This window comes from Seohaeicola zhoushanensis, from assembly GCF_014656415.1.
GTDB classification, from domain to species: Bacteria; Pseudomonadota; Alphaproteobacteria; order Rhodobacterales; family Rhodobacteraceae; genus Seohaeicola_A; species Seohaeicola_A zhoushanensis.
In genome coordinates this window covers 487,885-511,774 of the sequence record NZ_BNCJ01000002.1, presented here as the reverse complement: position 1 = coordinate 511,774, position 23,890 = coordinate 487,885, and the positions used below count along the sequence as shown (strand labels likewise).

General features: G+C 65.8%; 25 protein-coding genes. 24 read left to right on the top strand and 1 reads right to left on the bottom strand.

Going from position 1 to position 23,890, the window contains the following annotated elements; genetic code table 11:
* Nucleotides 1-42: 42 nt before the first annotated feature.
* Genes IE266_RS06445 through IE266_RS06435 form a run of 3 tightly spaced genes read left to right on the top strand, consistent with a single transcriptional unit; the run spans nucleotide 43 to nucleotide 1,737 of the window.
* On the top strand, nucleotides 43-834 hold the full coding sequence (locus IE266_RS06445) for a class I SAM-dependent methyltransferase (RefSeq protein ID WP_189679209.1): 792 nt from the start codon (nucleotides 43-45) through the stop codon (nucleotides 832-834).
* The gene (locus IE266_RS06440; RefSeq protein WP_189679208.1) at nucleotides 834-1,457 is read left to right on the top strand and encodes a CoA transferase subunit B; all 624 of its coding nucleotides are present in this window, start codon (nucleotides 834-836) and stop codon (nucleotides 1,455-1,457) included. The genes IE266_RS06445 and IE266_RS06440 overlap by 1 nt, the downstream gene beginning before the upstream one ends.
* Nucleotides 1,450-1,737, top strand: coding sequence for a GNAT family N-acetyltransferase (locus tag IE266_RS06435; RefSeq protein WP_189679207.1), 288 nt, complete (start codon nucleotides 1,450-1,452; stop codon nucleotides 1,735-1,737). The genes IE266_RS06440 and IE266_RS06435 overlap by 8 nt, the downstream gene beginning before the upstream one ends.
* A gap of 10 nt (nucleotides 1,738-1,747) precedes the next feature.
* Here the strand turns inward: IE266_RS06435 and IE266_RS06430 are convergent, their stop codons facing one another.
* Nucleotides 1,748-2,605 (bottom strand): lytic transglycosylase domain-containing protein, encoded by an 858-nt coding sequence (locus IE266_RS06430; protein WP_189679206.1) that lies wholly within the window; start codon nucleotides 2,603-2,605, stop codon nucleotides 1,748-1,750.
* Between the two features lie 356 nt (nucleotides 2,606-2,961).
* On the opposite strand from IE266_RS06430, the gene IE266_RS06425 reads away from it, so the two are divergent.
* From IE266_RS06425 to IE266_RS06325, 21 genes are all read left to right on the top strand, one after another.
* Complete coding sequence (locus tag IE266_RS06425; protein WP_189679205.1) at nucleotides 2,962-3,150, top strand: hypothetical protein; 189 nt, start codon at nucleotides 2,962-2,964, stop codon at nucleotides 3,148-3,150.
* A gap of 291 nt (nucleotides 3,151-3,441) precedes the next feature.
* A complete protein-coding gene (locus IE266_RS06420) occupies nucleotides 3,442-3,630 on the top strand; it encodes a hypothetical protein (protein ID WP_189679205.1) in 189 nt (62 codons plus the stop codon).
* A gap of 92 nt (nucleotides 3,631-3,722) precedes the next feature.
* Nucleotides 3,723-3,905 carry a hypothetical protein gene (locus IE266_RS06415; protein ID WP_189679204.1) on the top strand — a complete coding sequence of 61 codons (183 nt, stop codon included), beginning with the start codon at nucleotides 3,723-3,725 and terminating at the stop codon, nucleotides 3,903-3,905.
* A 158-nt stretch (nucleotides 3,906-4,063) separates the two neighbouring features.
* Nucleotides 4,064-4,918 (top strand): Flp pilus assembly protein CpaB, encoded by an 855-nt coding sequence (gene cpaB / locus IE266_RS06410; protein WP_189679203.1) that lies wholly within the window; start codon nucleotides 4,064-4,066, stop codon nucleotides 4,916-4,918.
* Nucleotides 4,919-5,112: 194 nt separating this feature from the next.
* Nucleotides 5,113-6,534 (top strand): type II and III secretion system protein family protein, encoded by a 1,422-nt coding sequence (locus IE266_RS06405; RefSeq protein WP_189679202.1) that lies wholly within the window; start codon nucleotides 5,113-5,115, stop codon nucleotides 6,532-6,534.
* Between the two features lie 16 nt (nucleotides 6,535-6,550).
* On the top strand, nucleotides 6,551-7,183 hold the full coding sequence (locus IE266_RS06400; RefSeq protein ID WP_189679201.1) for an OmpA family protein: 633 nt from the start codon (nucleotides 6,551-6,553) through the stop codon (nucleotides 7,181-7,183).
* A gap of 201 nt (nucleotides 7,184-7,384) precedes the next feature.
* Entirely contained in the window at nucleotides 7,385-8,626 is a 1,242-nt protein-coding gene (locus IE266_RS06395) for a CpaE/TadZ family protein (protein WP_189679200.1), read from the top strand.
* Between the two features lie 23 nt (nucleotides 8,627-8,649).
* On the top strand, nucleotides 8,650-10,113 hold the full coding sequence (locus tag IE266_RS06390; RefSeq protein WP_189679199.1) for a TadA family conjugal transfer-associated ATPase: 1,464 nt from the start codon (nucleotides 8,650-8,652) through the stop codon (nucleotides 10,111-10,113).
* Nucleotides 10,113-11,081, top strand: a complete 969-nt coding sequence (locus IE266_RS06385) for a type II secretion system F family protein (protein ID WP_189679198.1) — start codon at nucleotides 10,113-10,115, stop codon at nucleotides 11,079-11,081. The genes IE266_RS06390 and IE266_RS06385 overlap by 1 nt, the downstream gene beginning before the upstream one ends.
* 10 nt (nucleotides 11,082-11,091) lie before the next feature.
* A complete protein-coding gene (locus IE266_RS06380; RefSeq protein WP_189679197.1) occupies nucleotides 11,092-12,075 on the top strand; it encodes a type II secretion system F family protein in 984 nt (327 codons plus the stop codon).
* 76 nt (nucleotides 12,076-12,151) lie between these two features.
* Nucleotides 12,152-12,670 carry a tetratricopeptide repeat protein gene (locus tag IE266_RS06375; protein WP_189679482.1) on the top strand — a complete coding sequence of 173 codons (519 nt, stop codon included), beginning with the start codon at nucleotides 12,152-12,154 and terminating at the stop codon, nucleotides 12,668-12,670.
* A 28-nt stretch (nucleotides 12,671-12,698) separates the two neighbouring features.
* Nucleotides 12,699-13,547, top strand: coding sequence for a tetratricopeptide repeat protein (locus IE266_RS06370; RefSeq protein WP_189679196.1), 849 nt, complete (start codon nucleotides 12,699-12,701; stop codon nucleotides 13,545-13,547).
* A 3-nt stretch (nucleotides 13,548-13,550) separates the two neighbouring features.
* Complete coding sequence (locus tag IE266_RS06365) at nucleotides 13,551-14,090, top strand: prepilin peptidase (RefSeq protein WP_373310520.1); 540 nt, start codon at nucleotides 13,551-13,553, stop codon at nucleotides 14,088-14,090.
* A gap of 139 nt (nucleotides 14,091-14,229) precedes the next feature.
* Nucleotides 14,230-15,540, top strand: a complete 1,311-nt coding sequence (locus IE266_RS06360) for a DUF8689 domain-containing protein (protein ID WP_189679195.1) — start codon at nucleotides 14,230-14,232, stop codon at nucleotides 15,538-15,540.
* Nucleotides 15,541-15,594: 54 nt separating this feature from the next.
* Nucleotides 15,595-16,419, top strand: a complete 825-nt coding sequence (locus IE266_RS06355; RefSeq protein ID WP_189679194.1) for an NAD(P)-dependent oxidoreductase — start codon at nucleotides 15,595-15,597, stop codon at nucleotides 16,417-16,419.
* Between the two features lie 88 nt (nucleotides 16,420-16,507).
* Nucleotides 16,508-18,913, top strand: coding sequence for a ligase-associated DNA damage response DEXH box helicase (locus tag IE266_RS06350; RefSeq protein WP_189679193.1), 2,406 nt, complete (start codon nucleotides 16,508-16,510; stop codon nucleotides 18,911-18,913).
* Between the two features lie 169 nt (nucleotides 18,914-19,082).
* Nucleotides 19,083-19,745 carry a ligase-associated DNA damage response endonuclease PdeM gene (pdeM, locus tag IE266_RS06345; RefSeq protein ID WP_189679192.1) on the top strand — a complete coding sequence of 221 codons (663 nt, stop codon included), beginning with the start codon at nucleotides 19,083-19,085 and terminating at the stop codon, nucleotides 19,743-19,745.
* Nucleotides 19,746-20,053: 308 nt separating this feature from the next.
* Nucleotides 20,054-20,323 (top strand): PepSY domain-containing protein, encoded by a 270-nt coding sequence (locus IE266_RS06340; RefSeq protein ID WP_189679191.1) that lies wholly within the window; start codon nucleotides 20,054-20,056, stop codon nucleotides 20,321-20,323.
* Between the two features lie 13 nt (nucleotides 20,324-20,336).
* Nucleotides 20,337-20,858 (top strand): cytochrome b/b6 domain-containing protein, encoded by a 522-nt coding sequence (locus tag IE266_RS06335; RefSeq protein WP_229863911.1) that lies wholly within the window; start codon nucleotides 20,337-20,339, stop codon nucleotides 20,856-20,858.
* Complete coding sequence (locus IE266_RS06330; RefSeq protein WP_189679189.1) at nucleotides 20,855-22,525, top strand: phosphoethanolamine transferase; 1,671 nt, start codon at nucleotides 20,855-20,857, stop codon at nucleotides 22,523-22,525. Before IE266_RS06335 ends, IE266_RS06330 begins: the two co-directional genes overlap by 4 nt.
* Nucleotides 22,526-22,593: 68 nt before the next feature.
* A complete protein-coding gene (locus tag IE266_RS06325) occupies nucleotides 22,594-23,883 on the top strand; it encodes an NAD(P)H-dependent oxidoreductase (protein ID WP_189679188.1) in 1,290 nt (429 codons plus the stop codon).
* Nucleotides 23,884-23,890: the final 7 nt, after the last annotated feature.

Here is a 23,890-nt window from a genome sequence, read left to right as displayed (position 1 = left end):
CAAATGAATAGAAACGCGAAAAGTAATTAAAAGGGCGAAACAATGGATTCGAAAAAGAAAAATCGGGGAATCAGGGCGAGAAATGCCTGGAAGAACCTCAAGCCATGCCATCCCGGCCTCGAAATGACAGGTGACGCGTTCCCTGGCTTTTTCGATGAACACGAGCTGATCCTGGACAGTTCGACGGTCGCATCGAACAAAAGCCGGCTCAATTTTCGCGCTAGCATGATCGTTGACCGCAACCGGCATGCGATTGAAGGCAAGAGAATCCTCGATATCGCCTGTCACGACGCCCGGTTCTCGGTGGCCGCGGTCGCGATGGGCGGAGCCCGCCAGGTTGTAGGGGTAGAAGCGCGCGAGGATGTTGCCGATCGGGGAAGGGCCAACATCAAACAGCTCGGCTATTCCGAGGACAGGATAAGTATCCTGTGCGCCGACATGATGGAAGCGCTGCCGAAGTTCGAGCCTGGCGAGTTTGACACCGTTTTTCTTCTGGGGATCCTATACCACACGGCCCGCCATTACGAGATTGCCCAAATGATTGGCCGGCTGAAACCGAAATACATCGTTATCGACAGTAACGTTCTCACCGATCAATCCGAGCCGATGGTGAAGTTGAAATGGGAAGGTACGTTCAATGACGGGAATATCTGGGATGGCGACAGAACCAAGGTCATTTCTGCGCTCCCCTCGGAGGCGGCGCTCCAATATTACTTCGCAGACGTCGGATACAAGAGCGAACGGATTCTGCCGGATGTGGCTATTCCGCGACCGGCCAAAGCGTATTTCATCGGAAGCCGCGTAACAATGTTGGCAACAAGGGAGACAGCCTGATGGCCTGGGACCGTAATCAGATGGCCGCACGTGCGGCGCAGGAGCTGGAAGACGGCATGTATGTGAACCTCGGCATCGGGATCCCGACGCTGGTGGCGAACTATGTCGGCGACAAGGACATCACGCTGCAATCCGAGAACGGGATGCTCGGCATGGGCCCCTTCCCCTTCGAGGGCGAAGAGGACCCCGACCTCATCAACGCCGGCAAGCAGACCATCACCGAGCTGGCGCGCACCTCGTATTTCGACAGCGCCACCTCCTTCGGCATGATCCGCGGCGGCAAGATCGCGGCGGCGATCCTGGGCGCGATGGAAGTGTCCGAGACCGGCGATCTGGCGAACTGGATGATCCCCGGCAAGCTGGTCAAGGGCATGGGCGGCGCGATGGATCTCGTCGCCGGCGTCGGCAAGGTCATCGTGGTGATGGACCATGCCAACAAGGCCGGCGAGAGCAAGGTGCTCAAGGCCTGCACCCTGCCGCTGACCGGCAAGGGCGTGGTCGACCGCATCATCACCAACCTCGGCGTGCTCGACGTGGTGCCGGGCGGGCTGCGGCTGGTGGAACTGGCCGAGGGCGTGAGCGAGGAAGAGCTGCGCGCCAACACCGAGGCGACGCTTGTCTGACGAGATCGTCAACGAGCGGGGCGAGACCAAGGGCCGCTACGTGCTGAGGCGCAATGGCGCCGAGGCCGAGTTGACCTACAGCATCGCCTCGCCCACCCTCATCATCGCCGATCACACCGGCGTGCCGGATGCCCTGCGGGGCACCGGTGCGGGGCGGCTGCTGGCCGAACGGCTGGTGGCCGATGCCCGCGCGGGCGGCTGGAAGATCGTGCCGCTCTGCCCCTTCGTGAACGCCGAGCGGCGCAAGCACCCCGAATGGGCCGACGTCTTTTCGGTCTGAGCCGAGGCGCCTAGTTCATCGAAACAAAGACGCAGCCGTCCGAGATCAGCTCGGGCGGCGTGCGGCAAAGGCCGCTGGCGACCTTCCAGGCGGCCAGCACCTTGGGCACGTAGTCGCGCGTCTCGGCGTAGGGCGGCACGCCCTTGTGGTTCTTCACCGCCCCCTCGCCCGCATTGTAGCCCGCCAGCGCCAGGATCGGGTCATTGTTGAATTCCTTCAGCAGCCAGTCGAGGTATTTGACCCCGCCGGAAATGCTCTGATCGGCGGCCATGCGGTCGGTCACGCCGAACCGCGTGGCGGTGTCGGGCATCAGCTGCATCAGCCCCGCCGCCCCTGCCCCGCTCACCGCATCCGCGCGGCCAGCCGATTCCACCGCGATCACCGCCAGCACCAGCGCGGGCGAGACCGAGGTGCCGACGGTCGAGCGCAGGATCGGCGCGCCCTGGGCGCGGGCGATTTCCTGCAGGGCCTGAAGACGCGGCGCCCTGACCTTGTCCGAGGCCTCGATTGCCCGCATCGCCTGGCTGAACCGCCCCGGCCCGCCGCCGATATCGGCCGAGACCTCGTTCCAGAACCACTCGTAGCTGCCCGCCGACTTGCGCGGCGCGCCTTCGTCGGGGCCATTGACCGGTGGCACGACCTTCTCCATCGGCGGACGCGCGGCGAGGATCGCCGCCTGCTCGACCGGGTCGATCTGCACGGTGATCCGCTTGCGCACCGGGTTCACGCCGGTGGAGACGGCCGCGCCAGGCACCTTGATCCGCTTGGCTTCGAACACCGGGAACGGCTGCGGCGCCTCGGCTGTCGCCAGCGAGGGCACACCTATCGCCAGGGCCGCCAACGCGCCCGCGAACCGCAAGTTCTTCATGACAGGCCTCGACTGCTCGAACCTTGTTCTGTTTGTCTTGGTGTGCGCCGGAACACCCCTGCCGATCCAGCGAATACCCGGCAGGCGTTCAATATTTTGCCGCAATGACGCCGATTTGCATCTGTCCCGACCAGCGAAAATTCCGACCTTCACGAATTTTATTCTTCAATATCAAATGATTAGAAAAATCCGAAGCAAAAATCCGAAGCGGCCGAAAATTCCCGGATTTGGCCCCATTCCTGCCACGCCGCTTGGCGATAAGGCCTCATCGCGATGTTCCGAACCGATCTGAGAGTGTGGTTCAGCAGCGGACACCGCGTTGCGAGTAACACACGTGATCCTTGGAGGGACATGATATGATGAAGTTTCTGAACAAATTCCGCAAAGATGAAGACGGCGCCGTGACCGTTGACTGGGTCGTCCTGACCGCAGCTGTCGTCGCCCTGGCCGGTGTGGCCTACGGCGCAATCAGCGATGGCGCAGGCGCTCTCAGCACCTCGACCGGCTCCTTCATCGAAGGCAAAGATCCGGGCGCGACCGAATAATACGGTCACACAGCCTAATGGCTTCAGGCCGCGTCTTTCGGGACGCGGCCTTTGTCGTTTTCAAGGCCCCAGCTCGCGCAATGCGCACGCATAGGTTGCTCCCCGATTGTCGCGTAAACGCTATAGGATTGTTCCCGGAACGCGAATGATCGAGCACCAAATTTCAATAAACAGGTCAAATTACTGCCCCATTCCGGGCGCTATATGAGGACATGCCACGACGGGCAGGCCGGAAGAACGGCCCTGGGTCCGGCGAGGATGAACCCCGATGATCCTATGGAGGGACCACAAATGATGAAGTTTCTGAACAAGTTCCGCAAGGATGAAGACGGCGCCGTGACCGTTGACTGGGTCGTGCTGACCGCAGCTGTCGTCGCCCTGGCCGGTGTGGCCTACGGCGCAATCAGCGATGGCGCAGGCGCTCTCAGCACCTCGACCGGCTCCTTCATCGAAGGCAAGGACCCTGGCGCGACCGAGTGATACGCCCAAGCGTCCACGACAATCGGGCCGTGTCTTTGTTCAAAGGCATGGCCCCTTGTTTAACGAGATTGACCAAGGCCTGAGAGGTTATCATGCGTAAGCTTATCAAACGTTTCCTGCGGGGCGAAAGCGGCGCCGTTACCGTGGACTGGGTTGTCCTGACCGCTGCTGTCGTCGCCCTGGCCGGCGTTGCCTTCAGCTCGATCCAGACCGCATCTGGCGGTGTCGGCACCGGTGTCGGCAATTACCTGACCAACAAGACCGTCGGCGAGTGACCCCGGACTGTGGATAATCCCGCCATATATGCCTCTGGCGGGTCATTCACCTTCCCCTTTTTGGCCACAATCCAAGGCTAGGGTCAGAACAGTCAATTCATCAGAGTCGCCAGACTCGCCGCCGCACCCCGGCGGTTCAATCACGGAGAGAACACGGTATGCGTGCTGTTTTCGGACTGGTTCTGATCGTCGGTATCGCCCTCGCGGGCGGCGCTGTCATGATGGCCAAGAAATACATCGGCGAATATCAGGCCGAACTGTCGCGTGAACGCGCCGCCCGCCAGGCCGTGGTGCCCACCGTCGACGTCTATGTCGCCACCCGCCCCCTGAAATACGGCGAGTCGCTGAAAGAGGATGCGGTGCGCGCGGTCAAATGGCCGGTCAACGCCATTCCCGAGGGCGCCTTCAAGACCCTCGACGAGATTTTCCCGGCCAATGCCGCCGGCAAGCGCTTTGTCGTCCGCGCGATGGAAAAGGACGAGGCGATCATGGCCATCAAGGTCACCGCCCCCGGCGAGGATGCCGGCATCAACTCGCGCCTCGAACGCGGTATGCGCGCCTTCGCGATCCCCGTCGACGTCGCCTCGGGCGTCTCCGGCTTCCTGCGTCCCGGCGACCGTGTCGACGTCTACTGGACCGGCAGCCTCAAGGGCCTGACCGCCAACGTCGGCGACGTCACCAAGCTGATCGAGGCCGCCGTAAAGGTCATCGCGATCGATCAGTCGGCCAATGGCGAGATCGAGGCCGGCACCATCGCCCGCACCGTTACCGTGGCCGTCAGCCCCGAGCAGGTGGCCGCCCTGGCGCAGGCCCGGTCGAGCGGCAAGCTCTCGCTCTCGCTGGTCGGCGCCGAGGACGATACCATCGCCTCCGCCATCGAGGTAAATCAACGTTCGCTCCTCGGCATCAGCGAGATCCAGGTGGCTCCCGCAAAGGTTGAAGAGCAGGTCTGCACCATCCGCACCCGCCGCGGCGCCGAAGTGGTGGAACTGCCGATCCCCTGCACAAACTGATGAAATAACGAGATTTTTACCGGGAAACGGGGCGTGTCATCCACACGCCCCGTTTTTTGTTGTTGCCGGTTGTCCACATAAGAAAAGAACCGGAAACCGTTGATTATTGCAATAAAACGGGTTCTGCCGCACAGTGACCGCCAGACCGGGCAAACAAGACCCGACAATGAGGCGTGATCGGAGAGGCAGGTCACATGACAATGCATGATTCACTCAAGGCAGCCCTCATGGGGCTTGCACTGGCGTTTGCCCCCCTCGCAAGCGTCGCCCAGGCCGAGACCCTGACAGTCGTCAAGAAAGGCACCGCCGCCGCCCTCGATGTCCCGATGAACCGGGCCATCGTGGTCGAAAGCGACGTCCCCTTCTCCGAGCTCAGCATCGCCAACCCAGGCATCGCCGATATCTCGTCGCTGTCCGACCGCACGATCTACGTGCTCGGCAAGTCGCCGGGGATGACGACGCTGACGCTGCTCGACGCAACCGGGCGGCTCATCACCAACGTCGAGGTCCGCGTGTCGGCCGACGTCACCGAGTTCAAGGAGCGCCTGGGCCAGATCCTGCCCGGCGAACGCATCGAGGTGCGCACCGCCAATGACGGCATCGTGCTCTCGGGCATCGTCTCCAGTTCGCAGAAGCTGCAACGCGCCCTCGACCTGGCCGAGCGCTACGCGCCCGACCGCGTGTCGAACCTGATGAGCGTCGGCGGCGTGCAGCAGGTCATGCTCAAGGTCCGCTTCGCCGAGATGCAGCGCAGCGTGTCCAAGTCGCTCAGCTCCTCGCTGGGCTTCACCGGCGGGATCTTCGGCAATGACGTCGGCACCACCGGCGGCACCAACACCCTGGGCAACCAGGGCGCGCTGACCAATTCGCTGGCCGGCAACATTCCGACGGTCAACGACAACAACGGCGCCGTGGTCTTCGGCTTCAACGCCGGCGCGCTGCAGGTCAACCTGCTGCTCGAGGCGCTGGAACAGAAGGGTGTCGTGCGCACCCTGGCCGAGCCGAACCTGACCGCGCTGTCGGGCCAGGAGGCCAAGTTCCTCGCCGGTGGCGAGGTTCCGATCCCGGTCGCGCAGGAAGGCGGCACCGTCACCGTCGAATACAAGCCCTTCGGTATCGAGCTGAACTTCGTCCCGCGCGTGGTCGACAAGGATGTCATCAACCTCGAACTCAAGGCCGCGGTCTCCGAGATCGACCCGACCGTGTCGCGCACCTTCGGCGACTTCGAATTCGTCGGCTTCAAGCGGCGCGAGACCTCCTCGACGGTCGAGATGCGTGACGGCGAGAGCTTCGCCATCGCCGGCCTGATCCAGGACGAGTTCCTCGACAGCGTGGGCCAGCTGCCCTGGATCGGCGACGTGCCGGTGCTCGGCACCCTGTTCCGCAGTTCCTCCTACCGGCGCCGCCAGACCGAGCTGGTGATCATCGTCACCGCGCATCTGGTCACCCCGACCCGCGGCGAGGCCTTCGCCCTGCCGACCGACCGGGTGGTGCCGCCGAGCGAAAAGGCGCTGTTCCTCTATGGCAAGACCAGCCGCACCAAGAATGCGAATGCGGCTGCTGACGAAGTCGCCAAGCAGGACTTCGGCGGCTCCTACGGTTACGTCCTGGACTGAGCGGAGGATCAGGAGAATGTGGAAACTCGCAACGACCGTCGCCGTCGGCCTCTCGCTGGCAGGATGCGTACAGGAAGCCGGGCACGAGCTGGACTATGGCTCGTTCGGAAACGCCAACAATAACAACCAGTTGGTGATGCGCGGCGAACTCGACTACGCGGTGAGCCTTGGCAACCGTTTCGCCACCGAAGTGCCCACCACGGTCAACTTCGCCTTCGACAGCGCGGTGATCGACGCCGAGGCGGCGCGCGCGCTCGACCAGCAGGCCAACTGGATCCGGCAGTTCCCCGAAGTGCGCTTCCGGGTCTACGGGCACACCGACAAGGTGGGCTCGAACGGCTACAACTACGGCCTGGGCAAGCGCCGCGCCAATGCGGTGGTCGCCTATCTCGCCAGCCGCGGCATCAGCCGCTCGCGCCTCGAGGCGCTGGTCTCCTACGGCGAGACGCGCCCGGTGATCGATACCGCCGACCGCGAGCGCCGCAACCGGCGCACCGTGACCGAGGTCTCGGGCTTCGTGCGCCGCCATCCCACGGTGCTCGACGGCAAGTATGCCCAGATCATCTACCGCGAATATGTCGCCAGCGCGGTGCCGCCCAGCGGCCTCACGGGCCGTCAGGGGTCCGGCGGATTCGCCCAGACACAATAAACGGACCGGGCGGCGATCGTCGCCCGGCTTCCTACAATTGGGTTTTTTTGGCCCAATTATTGCCCACATTCCCAGACAGAGTGTCCTCAATGGGCGGCGTGTAACTCCAGAACGGGTGCACGACGGCAGAGCAGATGACATCGCGTCCTGGGACCTTCTCGGGGCCTGATGCTGCCAGGCCCTGAAAAGAGGATGAAGGCAATGAGCAGCGCAACGCCGCAACCCGAAACTAATCCGATCGTCGCCTGCACGGTGAGCCGCGACGTCCAGAATTTCGATCTCCTCATAGAAGACATGGAAGCCGTGCTTGGCGAAAGCTGGGGCGACCTCGGTTTCGCCGAAGCCCTTGCGTTCTTTGGCCAGGCCGAGGCGGAATCACTGGAATTCATCGCCCTGGCCATCGACGGCGAGGATGAGGACAACCTGGTCATGATGGGCGAGATCATCGCCCAGGCCAAGGCGCGCAAGATCAGCGTGATCCTCATCGCCGAAGACGTGACCCCGGCCTCGCTGCACCAGCTGCTGCGCAAGGGCGCCGACGAATTCGTCCCCTACCCCCTCCCCGAGCGCGAGCTGCAATCGGCCATCGACCGCGTGCGCCAGGCCAAGGCCGCCCCGCCGCCCGAGGCGAATCATCCCCGCGCCTCGCTGGCCGGCGGCGCCGCCAAGGAAGGCGTGCTGATCGTCGCGCAGGGACTGGCCGGCGGCGCCGGTTCGACCACGCTGGCGGTGAACCTCGCCTGGGAACTGGCCACCATCTCGAAGAACGACGCGCCCAGCGTCTGCCTGATCGACCTCGACCTGCAGTATGGCTCGGTCTCGACCTATCTCGACCTGCCCCGCCGCGAGATCGTGTTCGAGATGCTCTCGGACACCGAGAACCTCGACAAGGACGTCTTCGCCGCCGCGCTGACGCCGTTCCAGGACAAGATGCAGGTGCTGACCTCGCCCGCCGATATCGTGCCGCTCGACATCCTCACCCCGACCGACATCCAGCGGGTGATCGAGATGGCGCGGGCCCATTTCGACTATGTCGTCGTCGACATGCCCTCGACCCTGGTGCACTGGTCCGAAACCGTGCTGCAGGCGGCCCACGTCTATCTCGCGGTGATCGAACTCGACATGCGCTCGGCCCAGAACGCGCTGCGGCTGAAGCGGGCCCTGCAATCCGAGGACCTGCCCTTCAACAAGCTGCGCTTCACGCTGAACCGCGCGCCGGGCTTCACCGACCTGTCGGGCAAGGCGCGGGTCAAGCGGATGGCCGAAAGCCTTGGCATCTCGATCGAGCTGCAGCTGCCCGACGGCGGCAAGCAGGTCGCCCAGGGCGCCGACCACGGCCTGCCGCTGGCCGCCTCGGCCGCCAAGAACCCCCTGCGCAAGGAAATCGCCAAGCTGGCGCAATCCCTGCACGAACTCGGCCAGAGCGACGCTCAGGCCGCCTGATTCTTCCCGGAGCGTGACACCCCATGTTCAAGCGTTTCAACAAGCCTGAAGACGTTGCCGTCAAGCCGCAGGCCAAGGTCGTGGCCGAGGCCCCGGTCGCCAAGACCGCCGCCCCTGCCCCCGAGGCGCCGCCCGTCGCTGCGACGCTGCGCCGCCCCGTCGCGGTAAAGCCGGCCGAAACCTCGGCGATGGACAAGGAACGCAAGCGCAAGGAGCGCATGAGCGAGATCAAGATCGAGATGCACCGCGCGCTTCTCGACAACCTGAACCTCGCCGCGCTGGAACATGCCACCGAGAAAGACCTGCGCGCCGAGATCGCCACCATCGCGGGCGAACTGCTCGACGAGCGCGGCATCGTGCTGAACCGCGAGGATCGCCAGACCCTCAACAAGGAACTCTACGACGAGGTGACCGGCCTCGGCCCGCTGGAAACGCTGCTGCAGGACGATACGGTCAGCGATATCCTGGTGAACGGCCCGCGCCAGGTCTTCGTCGAACGCAAGGGCAAGCTGGAACTTTCGGACGTCTCCTTCAAGGACGAGAAGCACCTCCAGCGGATCATCGACAAGATCGTCTCGGCCGTGGGCCGCCGCGTCGATGAAAGCAACCCCTATGTCGACGCCCGTCTCGCCGACGGTTCGCGTTTCAACGCGATGGTGCCGCCGGTCGCGGTGGACGGCTCGCTGGTCTCGATCCGGAAATTCAAGAAGGACAAGCTGCAGATCGACGACCTCGTCGCCTTCGGCGCCTTCACCGAGGAGATGGCCGCCTATCTCCAGGCCGCCGTGGCCACCCGCCTCAACATCATCGTCTCGGGCGGGACGGGTTCTGGTAAGACCACGACGCTCAACGCGCTCTCCTCCTTCATCGACAACTCGGAACGCATCCTCACCATCGAGGATACCGCGGAACTCCAGCTCCAGCAGATCCACGTGGGCCGGATGGAAAGCCGCCCGCCGAACGTCGAAGGCAAGGGCGAGGTTTCGCCCCGCGACTGTCTCAAGAACGCGCTCCGGATGCGTCCCGACCGCATCATCGTCGGCGAAACGCGCGGCGAGGAAGTGATCGACATGCTGCAGGCCATGAACACCGGCCACGACGGCTCGATGACCACGATCCACGCCAACAACCCGCGCGACGGCATCTCGCGTCTGGAAAACATGATCGCCATGGCGGGCATCGAGATGCCGCTGAAGGCGATGCGCAGCCAGATCTCCTCGGCCGTGAACCTGATCGTGCAGGCCTCGCGCCTGCAGGACGGTTCGCGCCGGATGACCTCGATCACCGAGATCACCGGGATGGAGGGCGACGTGATCTCGATGCAGGAGATCTTCAAGTTCCAGCGCGTCGGCCTGACGCCCGACAACAAGATCATCGGCCATTTTACCGCGACCGGCGTGCGCAGCCACTTCTCGGAGCGCTTCCGGATGTGGGGATATGACCTGCCCGCCTCGATCTATGAACCCACTGTGATGGGACCACGCTAATGCAACTGAGTTCCGAACCGGTCATCTACGGCCTGATCTTCATCGCGGTCGTGGTCCTCGTCGAGGGCCTCTACCTTGTCGCCTTCGGCAAATCCATCAGCCTGAACAGCCGGGTGAACCGCCGGCTCGAGATGCTCGACAAGGGCACCGGGCGCGAACAGGTGCTCGAACAGCTCCGCAAGGAGATGCAGCAGCACATGAAGTCGCGGTCGATCCCGCTCTACTCGCTGCTCGCCGACCGCGCACAGAAGGCTGCCATCGCCTTTACCCCGCGCCAGCTGGTGATGATCATGGGCGGCCTCGCGGCCTTTGCCTTCGTCGCCCTCTCCGTCGCGACCGAGACCGACGTCGCGCTGCGCGTCATCGCCTCGATCGGCATCGGGGTCGGCGGGGTGTATTTCTGGGTCAACTCCAAGGCCAAGAAGCGCATGACGATGATCGAGGAGCAGCTGCCCGACGCCGTCGAACTGATGGTGCGTTCGCTGCGCGTCGGCCACCCGTTCAGCTCGGCCATCTCGATCGTGTCGAAAGAAATCGAAGACCCGCTCGCCACCGAATTCGGCATCATCGCCGACGAGAGCGCCTATGGCCGCGACATTGGCGAGGCACTCAAGGATATGGCCGAGCGGCTCGACATGCAGGACCTGCGCTTCCTCTCGGTCGCCGTGACCATCCAGCAGCAGTCGGGCGGCAACCTGGCCGAGATCCTCTCGGGCCTCGCCAAGGTGATCCGCGCCCGCTTCCGCCTGTTCCGCCGCGTCAAGGCGATCACCGCCGAGGCGCAGTGGTCGGGCAAGTTCCTCTCGGCCTTCCCGCTGGTCTGCCTGGGCGTCATCATGGTGAACGATCCCGGCTACTACGACGAGGTGATCGACCACCCCTACTTCATTCCCGCCTGCTTCGTTGTCGGCATCCTGCTCACGCTCAACCTGATCGTGATGCGCGTGCTGACCAACATCAAGGTCTGAGGAGACCGACATGGAATTGCTCGATCCGATCAACACCTTCCTGACCGACCAGCTGGGCGAGTTCGGCCCGCTGATCGTCGTCGGCTGCCTCGGCCTCTTCATGATCCTTCTGGTCATCCCGCTGATGCTCAATCAGCCCGAGGACCCGATGAAGAAGCTGCAGCGCAGCCTGAACGAGACGTCCAAGGGCAAGCCGCAGAAAGAACGGCTGCGCCAGGGCGGGCGCAACGAGCAGCTGCAGAAGTTCGCGACCTTCCTGGAACCGCAGGACGAAAAGCAGCTGACCAAGATGCAGCTGACCCTGCGCCAGGCGGGCTACCAGTCCAAGGACGCGGTGCGCTTCTTCCACTTCGCGCAGTTCATCCTGGGCATCGTCGGACTGATCCTCGGCGTTATCTATGTCACCGTCATCAAGGCCGGCCAGGAATTCGATTCCCAGCAGATGGTCATGTATATCGTCGGCCCCGGCGGCGTCGGGTATTACCTGCCGAAATACTGGATCACCCGCCGCGTCGAAGAGCGCAAGGAGGCGATCACCCGCGGCTTTCCCGACTCGCTCGACATGATGCTGGTCTGCGTCGAGGCGGGCCAGTCGCTCGACCAGTCCATCGTCCGCGTCGCCCGCGAACTGCGCGCCTCCTACCCGGCGCTGGCCGACGAATTCGACGTCGTCGCCTACGAGATGAAGGCCGGCAAGGACAAGTCCTCGGTGCTGCGCGACTTCGGCGAACGCTGCGGCGTGCAGGACGTGTCGTCCTTCGTCACCGTGCTGATCCAGTCGGCCACCTTCGGCACCTCGATCGCGGAAGCCCTGCGGGTCTTCGCCAGCGAGATGCGGGACAAGCGGGTGATGCGCGCCGAAGAGGCCGCAAACAAGTTGCCAACCAAGATGACCCTTGCGACAATGGGGCTGACGGTGCCTCCCTTGCTGATCATCCTCGTCGGACCTTCCGCGAACGGGATCGCCAACCTGGGCGCCATGGGCAACAGATAACAGGTACGACACAGGTGTGAGAGAGCAGAACACACCGATCCCGACCCTCCTCAAGGCCATCGCCGTTGCCGCGGCGATGGCCGGTTGCGTTCCGGACCGGATCCCCGAACCGAAAGACGGCACCTTCGCCCCCGGCGTCGACCACCGCAAGGCGGCCGAGGACGGGCTGGAGGTCGGCAACCGGCTGATGGCCGCCGGCCAGCACGAGCTCGCGCTCGAAGCCTTCACCCGCGCCGCCCTGACCGAGGGGCTGACGCCCGAGATCCTCACCTCGATGGGCACCGCCAACCTCGGCCTCGGCCGGCTCGGCCAGGCCGAGCAGCTGCTGCGCCGCGCGCTCAAGGAAGACGATACCCGCCCCGAGGCCTGGAACAACCTCGGCGTGGTGCTGATGGAGCGCGGCGAGGTCAAGGAAGCCGAGCAGGTGTTCCACCGCGCCTATGCGCTCGACAATGGCGAAAGTGACTCAATCCGGGATAATTTGCGGCTGGTCCAAGAAAAATCGGCAAATCCGGATAAATCTGTGGCACAAACGGAAGCATACAAAGTGGTTCAACGGGGGAACGCCGATTTCCTGATCCGTAAGAACCCGTGACGAGGCAGAGCAGCAAAGGACGCAATAAATGCGCCACGTTTCTTTGATTCCCGCAATGATTGCAGGGGTTTTGACCCTATCCGCCTGTGCGGAATCCGGCGATCAGACGGTCGAACGCGCTTTCCAGGACGTCAACGTGGTGGACGAATCGAACCTCAACGACGTCATGCTCACGGTGGCCGATCCCAACGAGGCGGTGGCCTATTTCACCCGCGCCACCAAGGGCAGCCCCGGCCGGATCGACCTGGAACGCGGCCTCGCGGCCTCGCTGGTGCGTGCAAAACGCAACACCGAAGGCGTCTCGGCCTGGACCAAGGTGACCGCGATGCCGGGCGCCACCAACGAGGACCGGGTCCAGCTCGCCGATGCGCTGATCCGCACCAACGAGTGGACCAAGGCCAAGACCACGCTCGATTCGATCCCGCCGACCTACGAGACCTTCCAGCGCTACCGGCTCGAGGCGATGGTCGCCGACGCCAACAAGCAGTGGAAGAAGTCGGACAGCTTCTATGAAATCGCCGTCGGCCTCACCACCGCGCCGGCCGGCGTGATGAACAACTGGGGCTATTCCAAGCTGACCCGCGGCGACTATTCCGAGGCCGAGCGGCTGTTCGGCGAGGCCATCCGCCTCGACGACTCGCTGTTTACAGCCAAGAACAACCTGGTGCTCGCCCGCGGCGCCCAGCGCAACTACTCGATGCCGGTCATCCCGATGACCCAGACCGAGCGCGCGCAGCTGCTGCACACCATGGCCCTGGCCGCCGTCAAGCAGGGCGACACCGAGACCGCCAAGGGCCTGCTGCGCGACGCCATCGCGACCCATCCGCAGCACTTCGACGAGGCGGTACGCTCGCTCAAGGCGCTTGACGCGGCCTGACGCATGGACCTGGCCGCGCTCGGCGATCTCTGGTTCCTGCCTGAACGCATGGCGATCACCGCGTATTCCGCGCGGTGGCTCCTGCCGTTTGCCCTGCCGATCTGCCTCTATGTCTGTTTCACCGACCTGCGCGAGATGCGCATCACCAACCAGGCGGTGATCCTGCTGGCGGCGGTCTTCGTGGTGCTGGGCCCCATCGCCCTGCCCCTGCCCGACTACGGCTGGCGGCTGGTCCAGATGGTGGCGGTGCTCATTGCCGGCTTTACCCTGAACATCGGCGGCGCCCTGGGCGCGGGCGATGCCAAGTTTGCCGCCGCAGCCGCGCCCTATATCGCCGGCGGCGACATCCGCTATCTCGTCGCGATCTTCGCCGCCAACCTGCTCGCCGCCTTCGTGACCCACAGGCTCGCCAAGTATACCCCCCTGCGCCGCATCGCGCCGGGCTGGAAGAGCTGGGACATGGGCTGGAAGTTCCCGATGGGATTCTCGCTGGGCGGCACCCTGGCGATCTACCTGCTGATCGGCGCCTTCCGCGGCGCCTGAGGGCGCGTTAACCCGGCTGCAAGCCGGATCGGTGCAGGATGGGCGAGAGGCAAATTCCGCCTCTCGGGCACAAAATCGCCGCAAATTATTGCGACAACGCGTCCAGTCACCAGAACATCGACAGTACGGGCACCGATTCATGAACATGCAGACCGCCACCGCCGTGATGGCCCCTCCCGCGCCGCGCACGCTGGAAGAGATGAAGCTGCCCATCGTGATGATGCGCGACATCCTGCTGAAGACCATCTTCCGCAAGAACATCACCATCGTCAGCGAACTGTCCGAGGCGATCTGCCTGCCGATCCAGGTGACCCAGGAACTGGTCGACATGGCGCGCGAACAGCGCCTGCTCGAGGCGACCGGCACGCTCAACGCCAACTCCGGCAACGAGATGGGCTATCAGCTCACCGACCAGGGCAAGGCCCGCGCGCTCGACGCGCTGGCGCAGTCGGAATATTTCGGCGCCATGCCGGTCCCGCTCGAGATCTACCGCGAACAGGTCGAACGCCAGTCGATCCGCAACATCCAGATCACCCGCGAACAGCTGACCCGCGCAATGGGGCACCTGGTGCTGCCGCCCTCACTGCTCGACCATCTCGGCCCGGCGGTCAGCGCCGGCCGGTCGATCCTGATGTATGGCCCGCCGGGCAACGGTAAATCCTCGATCTCGAACGGCATCCGCGATGCGCTGGGGGACAGGGTCTATGTGCCGCGCGCCATCGAGTATTCGGGCCAGGTCATCACCGTCTATGACCCGATCGTGCACAACGCCGTCGAACAGATCCAGGACGATCCGAACTCGCTGCGCCGCGCCAAGCGGTTCGACAGCCGCTATGTCTGCTGCGAGCGGCCCACGGTGATCACCGGGGGCGAGCTCTCGCTGAAGATGCTCGACCTCGTCTACAACCCCACCGCGCGCACCTACCAGGCGCCGCTGCAGCTGAAGTCGACCGGCGGCATCTTCATCGTCGACGACCTTGGCCGCCAGGAGGAACCGCCGCAGGCGCTGATCAACCGCTGGATCGTGCCGCTGGAAGAGAGCAAGGACATCCTCGGCCTGCAATCGGGCGAAAAGTTCGAGGTGCCCTTCGACACGCTGGTGATCTTCTCGACCAACTTCCACCCGAACGAGATCTTCGACCAGGCCGCCCTGCGCCGGATCTTCTTCAAGATCAAGATCGACGGGCCGAACCAGGAAGACTACCTCAAGATCTTCGCCATGGTGGCCCGCAAGAAGGGGATGCCGCTGGACGAGGCGGCGCTGGTGCACCTGCTGAAGGTCAAGTATCCGACCATCAACAACACCTATGCCAACTACCAGCCGGTCTTCCTGATCGACCAGATGATCGCCATCTGCGAGTTCGAGGGCATCCCCTACCAGATGTCCCCCAAGCTGATCGACCGCGCCTGGGCCAACATGTTCGTCAAGGACGAGAAGATCGTCAAATAAGGGCGCTTCCCCTTGGGCCGGCGGCATGGTTTGTTGCCGGCCGGGAGGACACACATGACACTTCAGGGCATCGGACTGGCCGGCTGCGGCCGCATGGGCGCCGGCATGTTGGCGGCGCTGCGCCGCGCGGGCCTCGACGCGCAGGGCTTCGACGTCCGCCCCGCCGCCGAGTTCGGCGCGCTGGCGCCGGCTGTCTCCAACGACCCGGTGGAATTTGCCAAGGGCCTGCGCACCCTGCTCACCGTCGTGCGCGACATAGCCCAGACCGACGAGGTGCTTTTCGGCACGCAGGGCTTTGCCCGCGCGCCCGGCCTCGAACGGATCATCGTCTGCTCCACCCTATCGCCGCGCTATGTGCTGGGCCTGCGCGACCGCGTGCCCGCCCATGTAACCCTGATCGACGCGCCGATGTCCGGCGCCCAGATCGCGGCAGACGAGGCGCGGCTCTCCTTCATGCTGGGCGGCGCCCCCGAGGCGCTCGACACCGCGCAGCCGCTCTTCGCCGCCATGGGCCGGCACTTCCACCGCATGGGCGGCTTCGGCGCGGGGATGCAGGCGAAGGTGCTGAACAACCTGCTCGCCGCAGCCAATACGGCGATGACGAGGCTGGTGCTCGACTGGGCCGACGAGGCCGGGCTCGACGAGGCCGCCCTGCTGGCGCTGATCGCCACCTCCTCGGGGCAGAACTGGTTCGCCTCGGGCTTCGACAACATCGAATTCGCGCGCGACGGCTTCGACCCCGAGAATACCATCGGCATCCTCGTCAAGGACGTCGCCAGCGCGCTGGACGCCGCCCCCGAGGGCGCCGACACAAGCCTGCCGGAAACCGTCCAGGCCTTGCTGCGCCACCTTTCCCCGCGGCCCAAAACTTTCCCCTGAAAGTTTTGGCAAATCTTTTCCGTGAAAAGATTTGCGCCCTTCGCAAGCCCGTGTTCCCTTTTCGTTTCCCGCGCCCTACATCTTGGCCATGAGCGCTCTGCCCCAGCTGATCACCGACTGGTTCGCGGCCCGCGGCTGGCAGCCCCATCCGCACCAGTTGGCCATGCTCGCCCGCGCGGAGGACCCCGCGACGCTGCTGATCGCGCCCACAGGCGGCGGCAAGACCATGGCGGGCTTCCTGCCCACCCTGGCCGAGCTTGCCACGCACCCACACGCGGGGCTGCACACGCTCTACGTCTCGCCGCTCAAGGCGCTGGCGGCGGATATCAAGCGCAACCTGACCGGCCCGGTGACCGAGATGGGCCTGCCGATCCGCATCGAGGACCGCACCGGCGACACCTCGGCCACGCAGAAGCGCCGCCAGCGGGTCGATCCACCGCATATCCTGCTGACCACGCCGGAAAGCCTTGCTCTGCTGCTCTCCTACGAGGACGCGCCGCGCATCTTCGCCGGGCTGCAACGGGTGGTGGTCGACGAGATCCACGCCCTGGCGGAAAGCAAGCGCGGCGACCAGCTGTTCCTCGGCCTTGCCCGGCTGCAAGGCCTCTGCCCCGGCCTGCGCCGCGTCGGCCTCTCGGCCACGGTCGAGGATCCGGCCGCCATCGCGCGCCTGCTGGCGCGCCACCCCGATCCCTGCGCCATCCTCCAGGCCGATCCTGGCCCGGCCCCCGACATCCGGATGCTGGAAACCGCCGAAGCGCCGCCCTGGGCCGGCGGCGGCGCGGCCTATGCCATCCCTGCGGTGCTGGAACAGGTCAAGGCGCATCGCACCACGCTGATCTTCCACAACACGCGGGCGCAGGCCGAGATCTTCTTTCACAACCTCTGGCTTGCCAATGACGAGGGCCTGCCGATCGGCATTCACCACGGCTCGCTCGACCGGCTGCAACGCCAAAGGGTCGAGGCGGCGATGGTGCGGGGCGAGCTGCGCGCCATCGTCTGCACCGGCACGCTCGACCTCGGGATCGACTGGGGTGACGTCGATCTCATCATCCAGATCGGCGCACCCAAGAACGTCAAGCGGCTGGTGCAACGGATCGGGCGGGCCAACCACCGCTACAACGCGCCCTCCAAGGCGCTGCTGGTGCCGGCCAACCGCTTCGAGGTGGTGGAATGCGTCGCCGCGCTCGAGGCGGTGCGCGAAGGCGCGCTGGATGGCGAGCCGCGCGGCCCCGGCCCGCGCGACGTGCTCTGCCAGCAGATCCTGATCACCGCCTGCGCCGGCCCTTTCGACGCCGAAGCGCTGTTTGCCGAAGTGACAAGCGCGGGCCCCTATGCGGCGCTGACCCGCGCCGAATTCGACGCCTGCCTCGATTTCTGCGCCACCGGCGGCTATGCGCTGGCAGCCTATGACCGCTGGCGCCGGCTGATGCAGCGCCCGGACGGGCTCTGGCAGCTGCGCGATCCGCGCGCGGTCACCAATATCCGCATGAACATCGGCACCATCCAGGACACCGACACGCTGCAGGTGCGGCTGCGCCGCAACCGCGGCGGCAAGCCGCTGGGCGAGATCGAGGAGAGCTTTGCCGCCACCCTCACCCCCGGCGACACCTTCCTGATCGGCGGGCAGATCGTGAAATACGAGGGCCTGCGCGAGATGACGGTGGAAGTCAGCCGCGATGCCCGCAAGAAACCGCGCATCGCCACCTTCATGGGCACCAAGTTCGCCACCTCGACCCAGCTCTCGGAGCGCATCCTGGCGCTATTCGCGCAGGCCGACTGGCCGCAACTGCCCGCCCATACCGCCGACTGGCTGTCGCTGCAGCGCGAGGTCTCGCGGCTGCCGCAGCAGGGAAGGCTGCTGGTCGAGAGCTTTCCCTTCGACACCCGTGCCCATACCTGCGTCTACGGCTTCGCCGGGCGCAACGCGCAGCAGACGCTGGGGCTGCTGCTGACCAACCGGCTGGAGGAGATGGGGCTGCACCCGCTTGGCTTCGTCGCCACCGATTACGCCACGCTGATCTGGGGGCTGGACCCGGTCGAGGACCCCGCGCCGCTGTTCGACGCCGCCCGCCTGCGCGAGGGGCTGGGCACTTGGCTCGCGGGCAACGCGGTGATGAAGCGCACCTTCAAGACCTCGGCCACCATCGCCGGGCTGATCGAGCGGAACCGCCCCGGCGGGCGCAAGACCGGGCGGCAGGCGACGTTTTCCTCGGATATCCTCTATGACACGCTGCAGAAATACGACCCCGACCACCTGCTCTTGCAGATCACCCGCGAGGAGGCGCTGCGCGGGCTGGTCGATTTCGGCCGCATCGAGGAGATGCTGGCGCGGATCGGCACCCGCATCGACCATGTCCGGCTCGACCGCGTGACCCCGCTGGCGGCGCCGATGCTGCTGGAGGTCGGCAAGGTGCCGGTCAATGGCGCGGCAGAGGAACGGCTGCTCGCCGAAGAGGCGGCGCGGCTGCTGGAGACGGCGGGGATCGGGTAGACCTCGGGCGTCCACGCCCTTGGCAGGCGGGTCCTGGGGGCGCTGCCCCCGCCGCGCCTGCGGCGCGACTCCCCTGGAGATATTTGGAAAGAAGAGAAATCAGGGGGAAGCGATTGCGGCGGCCTGCAGCCTCTTGCAAAAATGGCGCGGGCGCGCGATGGAACGGAGCATGAACGCCTGTGATCTTTCCTTCTGCGGTCTCCGCCTGCGGGCGCTTGGTTCGGGGGCGCTGTTCTGGCCCGAGGCCGGGGTGCTCTGCGTTTCGGACCTGCACCTGGGCAAGTCCGAGCGGATGGCGCGGCGCGGCGGGGCGGCGCTGCCGCCCTACGAGACGCGTGACACGCTGACCCGGCTGGCGGCTGACCTGGACGCGACCGGGGCGCGGGTGGTGGTCTGCCTTGGCGACAGTTTCGACGATCTGGGCGCGGCGGCGGCCCTGCCCGAGGCCGAGCGGCTGTGGATCACGCGGCTGCAGGCCGGGCGGCGCTGGGTCTGGATCGAGGGCAACCACGATGCCGGGCCGGTGGACCTGGGCGGCGCGCATCTGGCCGAGCTCGCGATGGCGCCGCTGACCTTCCGCCATATCGCGCTTGCTGGGGCGGTGGGCGAGATCTCGGGACATTACCACCCGAAGGCGGTGATCCGGACGCGGGCGCGGGCGATCTCGCGGCCGGCCTTCCTTGCCGATCGCGACCGTATCGTGATGCCGGCCTATGGCACCTATACCGGCGGGCTGCGCTGCGACGATGCGGCGCTGGCGGGGCTGATGCGGCCGGATGCGGTGGCGGTGCTGACCGGAGCGGTGCCGCATATGGTGCCGATGCCGCGGTAGCGGCCGGCGCGGGGATATCCACAGGGATTTCCCGGCGCAATATTCTGATTCAAAAGCATTTTTTCTGAACCCCACAGGGCTGCGCACATGCGCCCTGCGCGCCCGGGACCTGTGGACAAGGCTGTGGATGCAGCGGGATCGTGCCGGGCCCCCAAGCCCCTGCCCGCCATTCCGGAGCGCCCTGCTCGGCTTGGGCCGGTTTTCGCCGCTTTCCGCTTCGGCGCCTGCCGGTCGCCCCGATCTGTAAGCTTGGTGAAAGCTTTCTCCGTCACATCCGGGCCATGTCAATCACCGTCCGGAGATCCCGAATGCATGTACGATTCCCCCTGGGCCCCCTCGCCGCCCTGCTCGTCCTCGCAGCACTGCCTGCCGCCGCCAGCGACAAGTGCAATGTCCCCAAGGAAAGCTGGCGCCCGGTCGAGGAGCTGACCGCCGAGCTGACCGCCAAGGGCTGGACCGTGAAGACCGTCAAGTCCGACGACGGCTGCTACGAGGTCTACGGCACCGACGACAAGGGCAAGCGCGTCGAGGCCTTCATCGACCCGGCCAGCTTCGAGATCGTCGGCTACGATGACTGAGGCGACGCCCCGGATGGTCCGCGTGTGGGACCCTGTCGTGCGGCTGCTGCACTGGCACCTCGCCGCCTTCATCCTGCTGGCCTGGCTCACCGCCGACGGCATGAAGACGGCGCATGAGGCGCTGGGCTATGCCATCGGCGGACTGGTCGTGCTGCGGCTGCTCTGGGGCGTCATCGGCCCGCGCCACGCGCGCTTTGCGAGCTTCGTGAAGGGCCCCGCCGCCACGCTCGGCTATCTCGACGACCTGCGCCGCGGGCGCGAGCGGCGCTTCCTCGGCCACAACCCGGCGGGGGCGGCGATGATCGTCGCCCTGCTCGCCGTGGTCGCCGGCACCGTGGCCAGCGGCCTGCTGCTCGAATCCGACGCCTTCTGGGGCTCGGAGATGATGGAAGAGGCGCATGAGGCCGCGGCGATCCTGATCCTGGTTCTGGTCGCGGTCCACGTCGGCGGGGTGATCCACGCCAGCCTGCGCCATGGCGAGAACCTGGTGTTCTCGATGATCGACGGGCGCAAGCCCGCGGGAGACAGTGAATGAGTATCCGCTCGGAACTTCGCCGGCACCGGCCCGAACTTGGCGCGACCGAGTTCAACATGCTCGTCGCGACCTACATGCTCGCGATGTTCAACGCCGGGTTCTGGACCCGGCTGACCACCGTCTTCAAGGGCGATCCGCTGCACGTGATCCTCTTCGGTGCGGCGGTCTGGACGCTGACCGTCTTCACCCTGAGCCTGGTCAGCCTGCCCCGCCTGCACCGCCCCGCCGCCGCCGCGATCCTGCTGCTGGCGGCCGCCTCGGCCTGGTACCAGGACCAGCTCGGGATCCTCATCGACAAGCTGATGATCCAGAACGTGATGAACACCACCGTGGCCGAATCCCGCCATCTGGTCACCGGCGCCTATGTCCGCCACATGCTGCTGACCGGCGTGCTGCCGGCGGCGCTGCTCTTCGTGCCGCGCCTGCGCTATCCGCGCGTGCGCCACATCCTGTGGAAGTTCCCGCTGACCGCGCTCACCGGTTTCGCCCTGACCTTCGGCCTGCTCTTCCTCGACCTCAAGGCCAATGCCGCCGCCATCCGCGAGCACCGCGACCTGATGGCCAGCTACCAGCCCGGCGCCAGCATCGCGGCGATCTACAAATACACCAAGATGGAGCTGCGCAGCCAGAACCAGGAGGTCAAGCCGCTGGGCACCGACGCGGTGAAGGGCCCGCTGCTGGCCTCGGGCGGCAAGCCGGTGCTGATGGTCGTCTTCGCGGGCGAGACCGCGCGGGCGCAGAACTTCGGCCTGAACGGCTACGCGCGTGACACCACGCCGGAGCTGGCCAAGCTCGACATCGTCAATTTCACCGACACCACCTCCTGCGGCACCGCCACCGCCGTCTCGCTGCCCTGCATGTTCTCGCCCTTCCCGCGCTCGGGTTACAGCAACGAGGCCTTCATGGGCTCGGAGAACCTGTTCGACGTGCTGGCCCATGCCGGCGTCACGCCGCTCTGGTGGGACAACAACACCGGCGACCAGTATATCGCCCGGCGCACCGGCACCTCGCATCAGATCGACGCCACCATCGACCCTGCCGCCTGCGAGATGGGCGAATGCACCGACCAGGCGCTGCTCAAGGTGCTCGACGACACGGTTGCCGCGATGACCGAGGACACGGTCCTTGTGCTGCACATGATCGGCAGCCACGGGCCGAGCTATTACCTGCGCTACCCGCCGGAATTCGCCGATTTCCAGCCGGATTGCCGCACCGCCGACCTGGCCAAGTGCAGCATCGAAGAGGTCGTCAACGCCTATGACAACTCGATCCGCTACACCGACCATATCCTCGCCGCCTCCATCGAACGGCTGCAGGCGCAGGACAGGGTCGTCGCCGGCATGATCTACATGTCGGACCACGGCGAGTCGCTGGGCGAGAACGGGCTCTACCTGCACGCCGCGCCCTGGTTCATGGCGCCCGACACGCAGACCCATGTGCCCTTCCTGATGTGGCTCTCGCAGGACTTCCGCCAGCGGATGGGCATCGACTTCGCCTGCCTGCGCGACAAGGCCGACCAGCCGGTGAGCCAGGACAACCTGTTTCACACCCTGCTGGGGCTGATGGATGTCAGCACCTCGGTGCGCGACCCCGAGTTGGACCTTGCCGCCTCCTGCCGTGGGCCGGCGGCATCGGTCGCCATGGCGAGCCAGGCCCGCAAGCTCTGAGCGCGCGTTGCCCGCTGCCCTGATCCGGTCTAGCATCCCGGACCAGGGAGAAAGCGGGAGGAGACGCGATGAACCTGGCGAAACTGGCGGCCGAGGCCGCCGAACGCGGCACGCCCGTGCGGGCCGCGCTGATCGGGGCCGGCAAGTTCGGGTCGATGTTCCTGTCGCAGGTGCCGACGATCAAGGGCCTCACGGTCAGCGCGATTGCCGACCTGAGCCCCGACCGCGCCCGCACCGCCTGCCGCGCGGTCGGCTGGGACGAGGCGCGCATCGCCGCCTCCGCCTTTCTCGAAAGCGGGGCCGAGGCGGCGGCGCGCGATGACGTCGACGTGGTGATCGAGGCCACCGGCAACCCGCGCGCCGGGATCGCCCATGCTCGCGCCGCCATCGCCAATGGCAAGCATATCGTCATGGTCAACGTCGAGGCCGACGTGCTGGTCGGCCCGGCGCTGGCGCGCGAGGCGGCTGCCGCCGGCACGGTCTATTCGATGGCCTATGGCGACCAGCCCGCGCTGGTGGCCGAGATGGTCGACTGGGGCCGCGCCGCCGGTTTCACCATCGCCGCCGCCGGCAAGGGCACGAAATACCTGCCCGCCTTCCACAACGTGACGCCGGACGATGTCTGGGCGCATTACGGGCTGAAACCGGAAGAGGCGGCGCGGGCGGGCATGAATCCGCAGATGTTCAACTCCTTCCTCGACGGCACCAAGAGCGCCATCGAGATGGTCGCCATCGCCAATGCCTGCGGGCTGAACGTGCCGGCGAACGGGCTGTCCTTCCCGCCCTGCGGGGTCGATGACCTTGCCCATGTGCTGCGCCCGCGCGCCGTGGGCGGGCAGCTGGACGGGCCGGGCATGGTCGAGACGATCTCGTCGGTCGAACGCGATGGCCGCCCGGTCTTCCGCGATCTGCGCTGGGGCGTCTACGTTGTGCTCGAAGCGCCCAATGACTATGCCGCCGCCTGTTTCAAGCAATACGGGCTGCCGACCGATTCCACCGGGCGCTATGCGGCGATGTACAAGCCCTTCCACCTGATCGGGCTGGAACTGTCGATCTCGGTGCTGAGTGCGGCGCTGCGCCGCGAGGCCACCGGCTGCACACGCGAGATGCGCGGCACCGTGGCGGCGGTGTCGAAACGGGCGCTGAAGAAGGGCGAGATGCTCGACGGCGAGGGCGGCTATACGGTCTGGGGCAAGGCCCAGCCGCTGGCCCGCGCCGGCGAGGCGCTGCCGATCGGCCTCGCCCATGGCGTCGCCCTCACCCGCGACATTCCCGCCGGGCAGGTGCTGACCTTCACCGACGTGGAGATGGGCGCCGATCCGGTGGTCGACCTCTACCGCAAGCTTGCCAAGGGCTGAGGTTGGC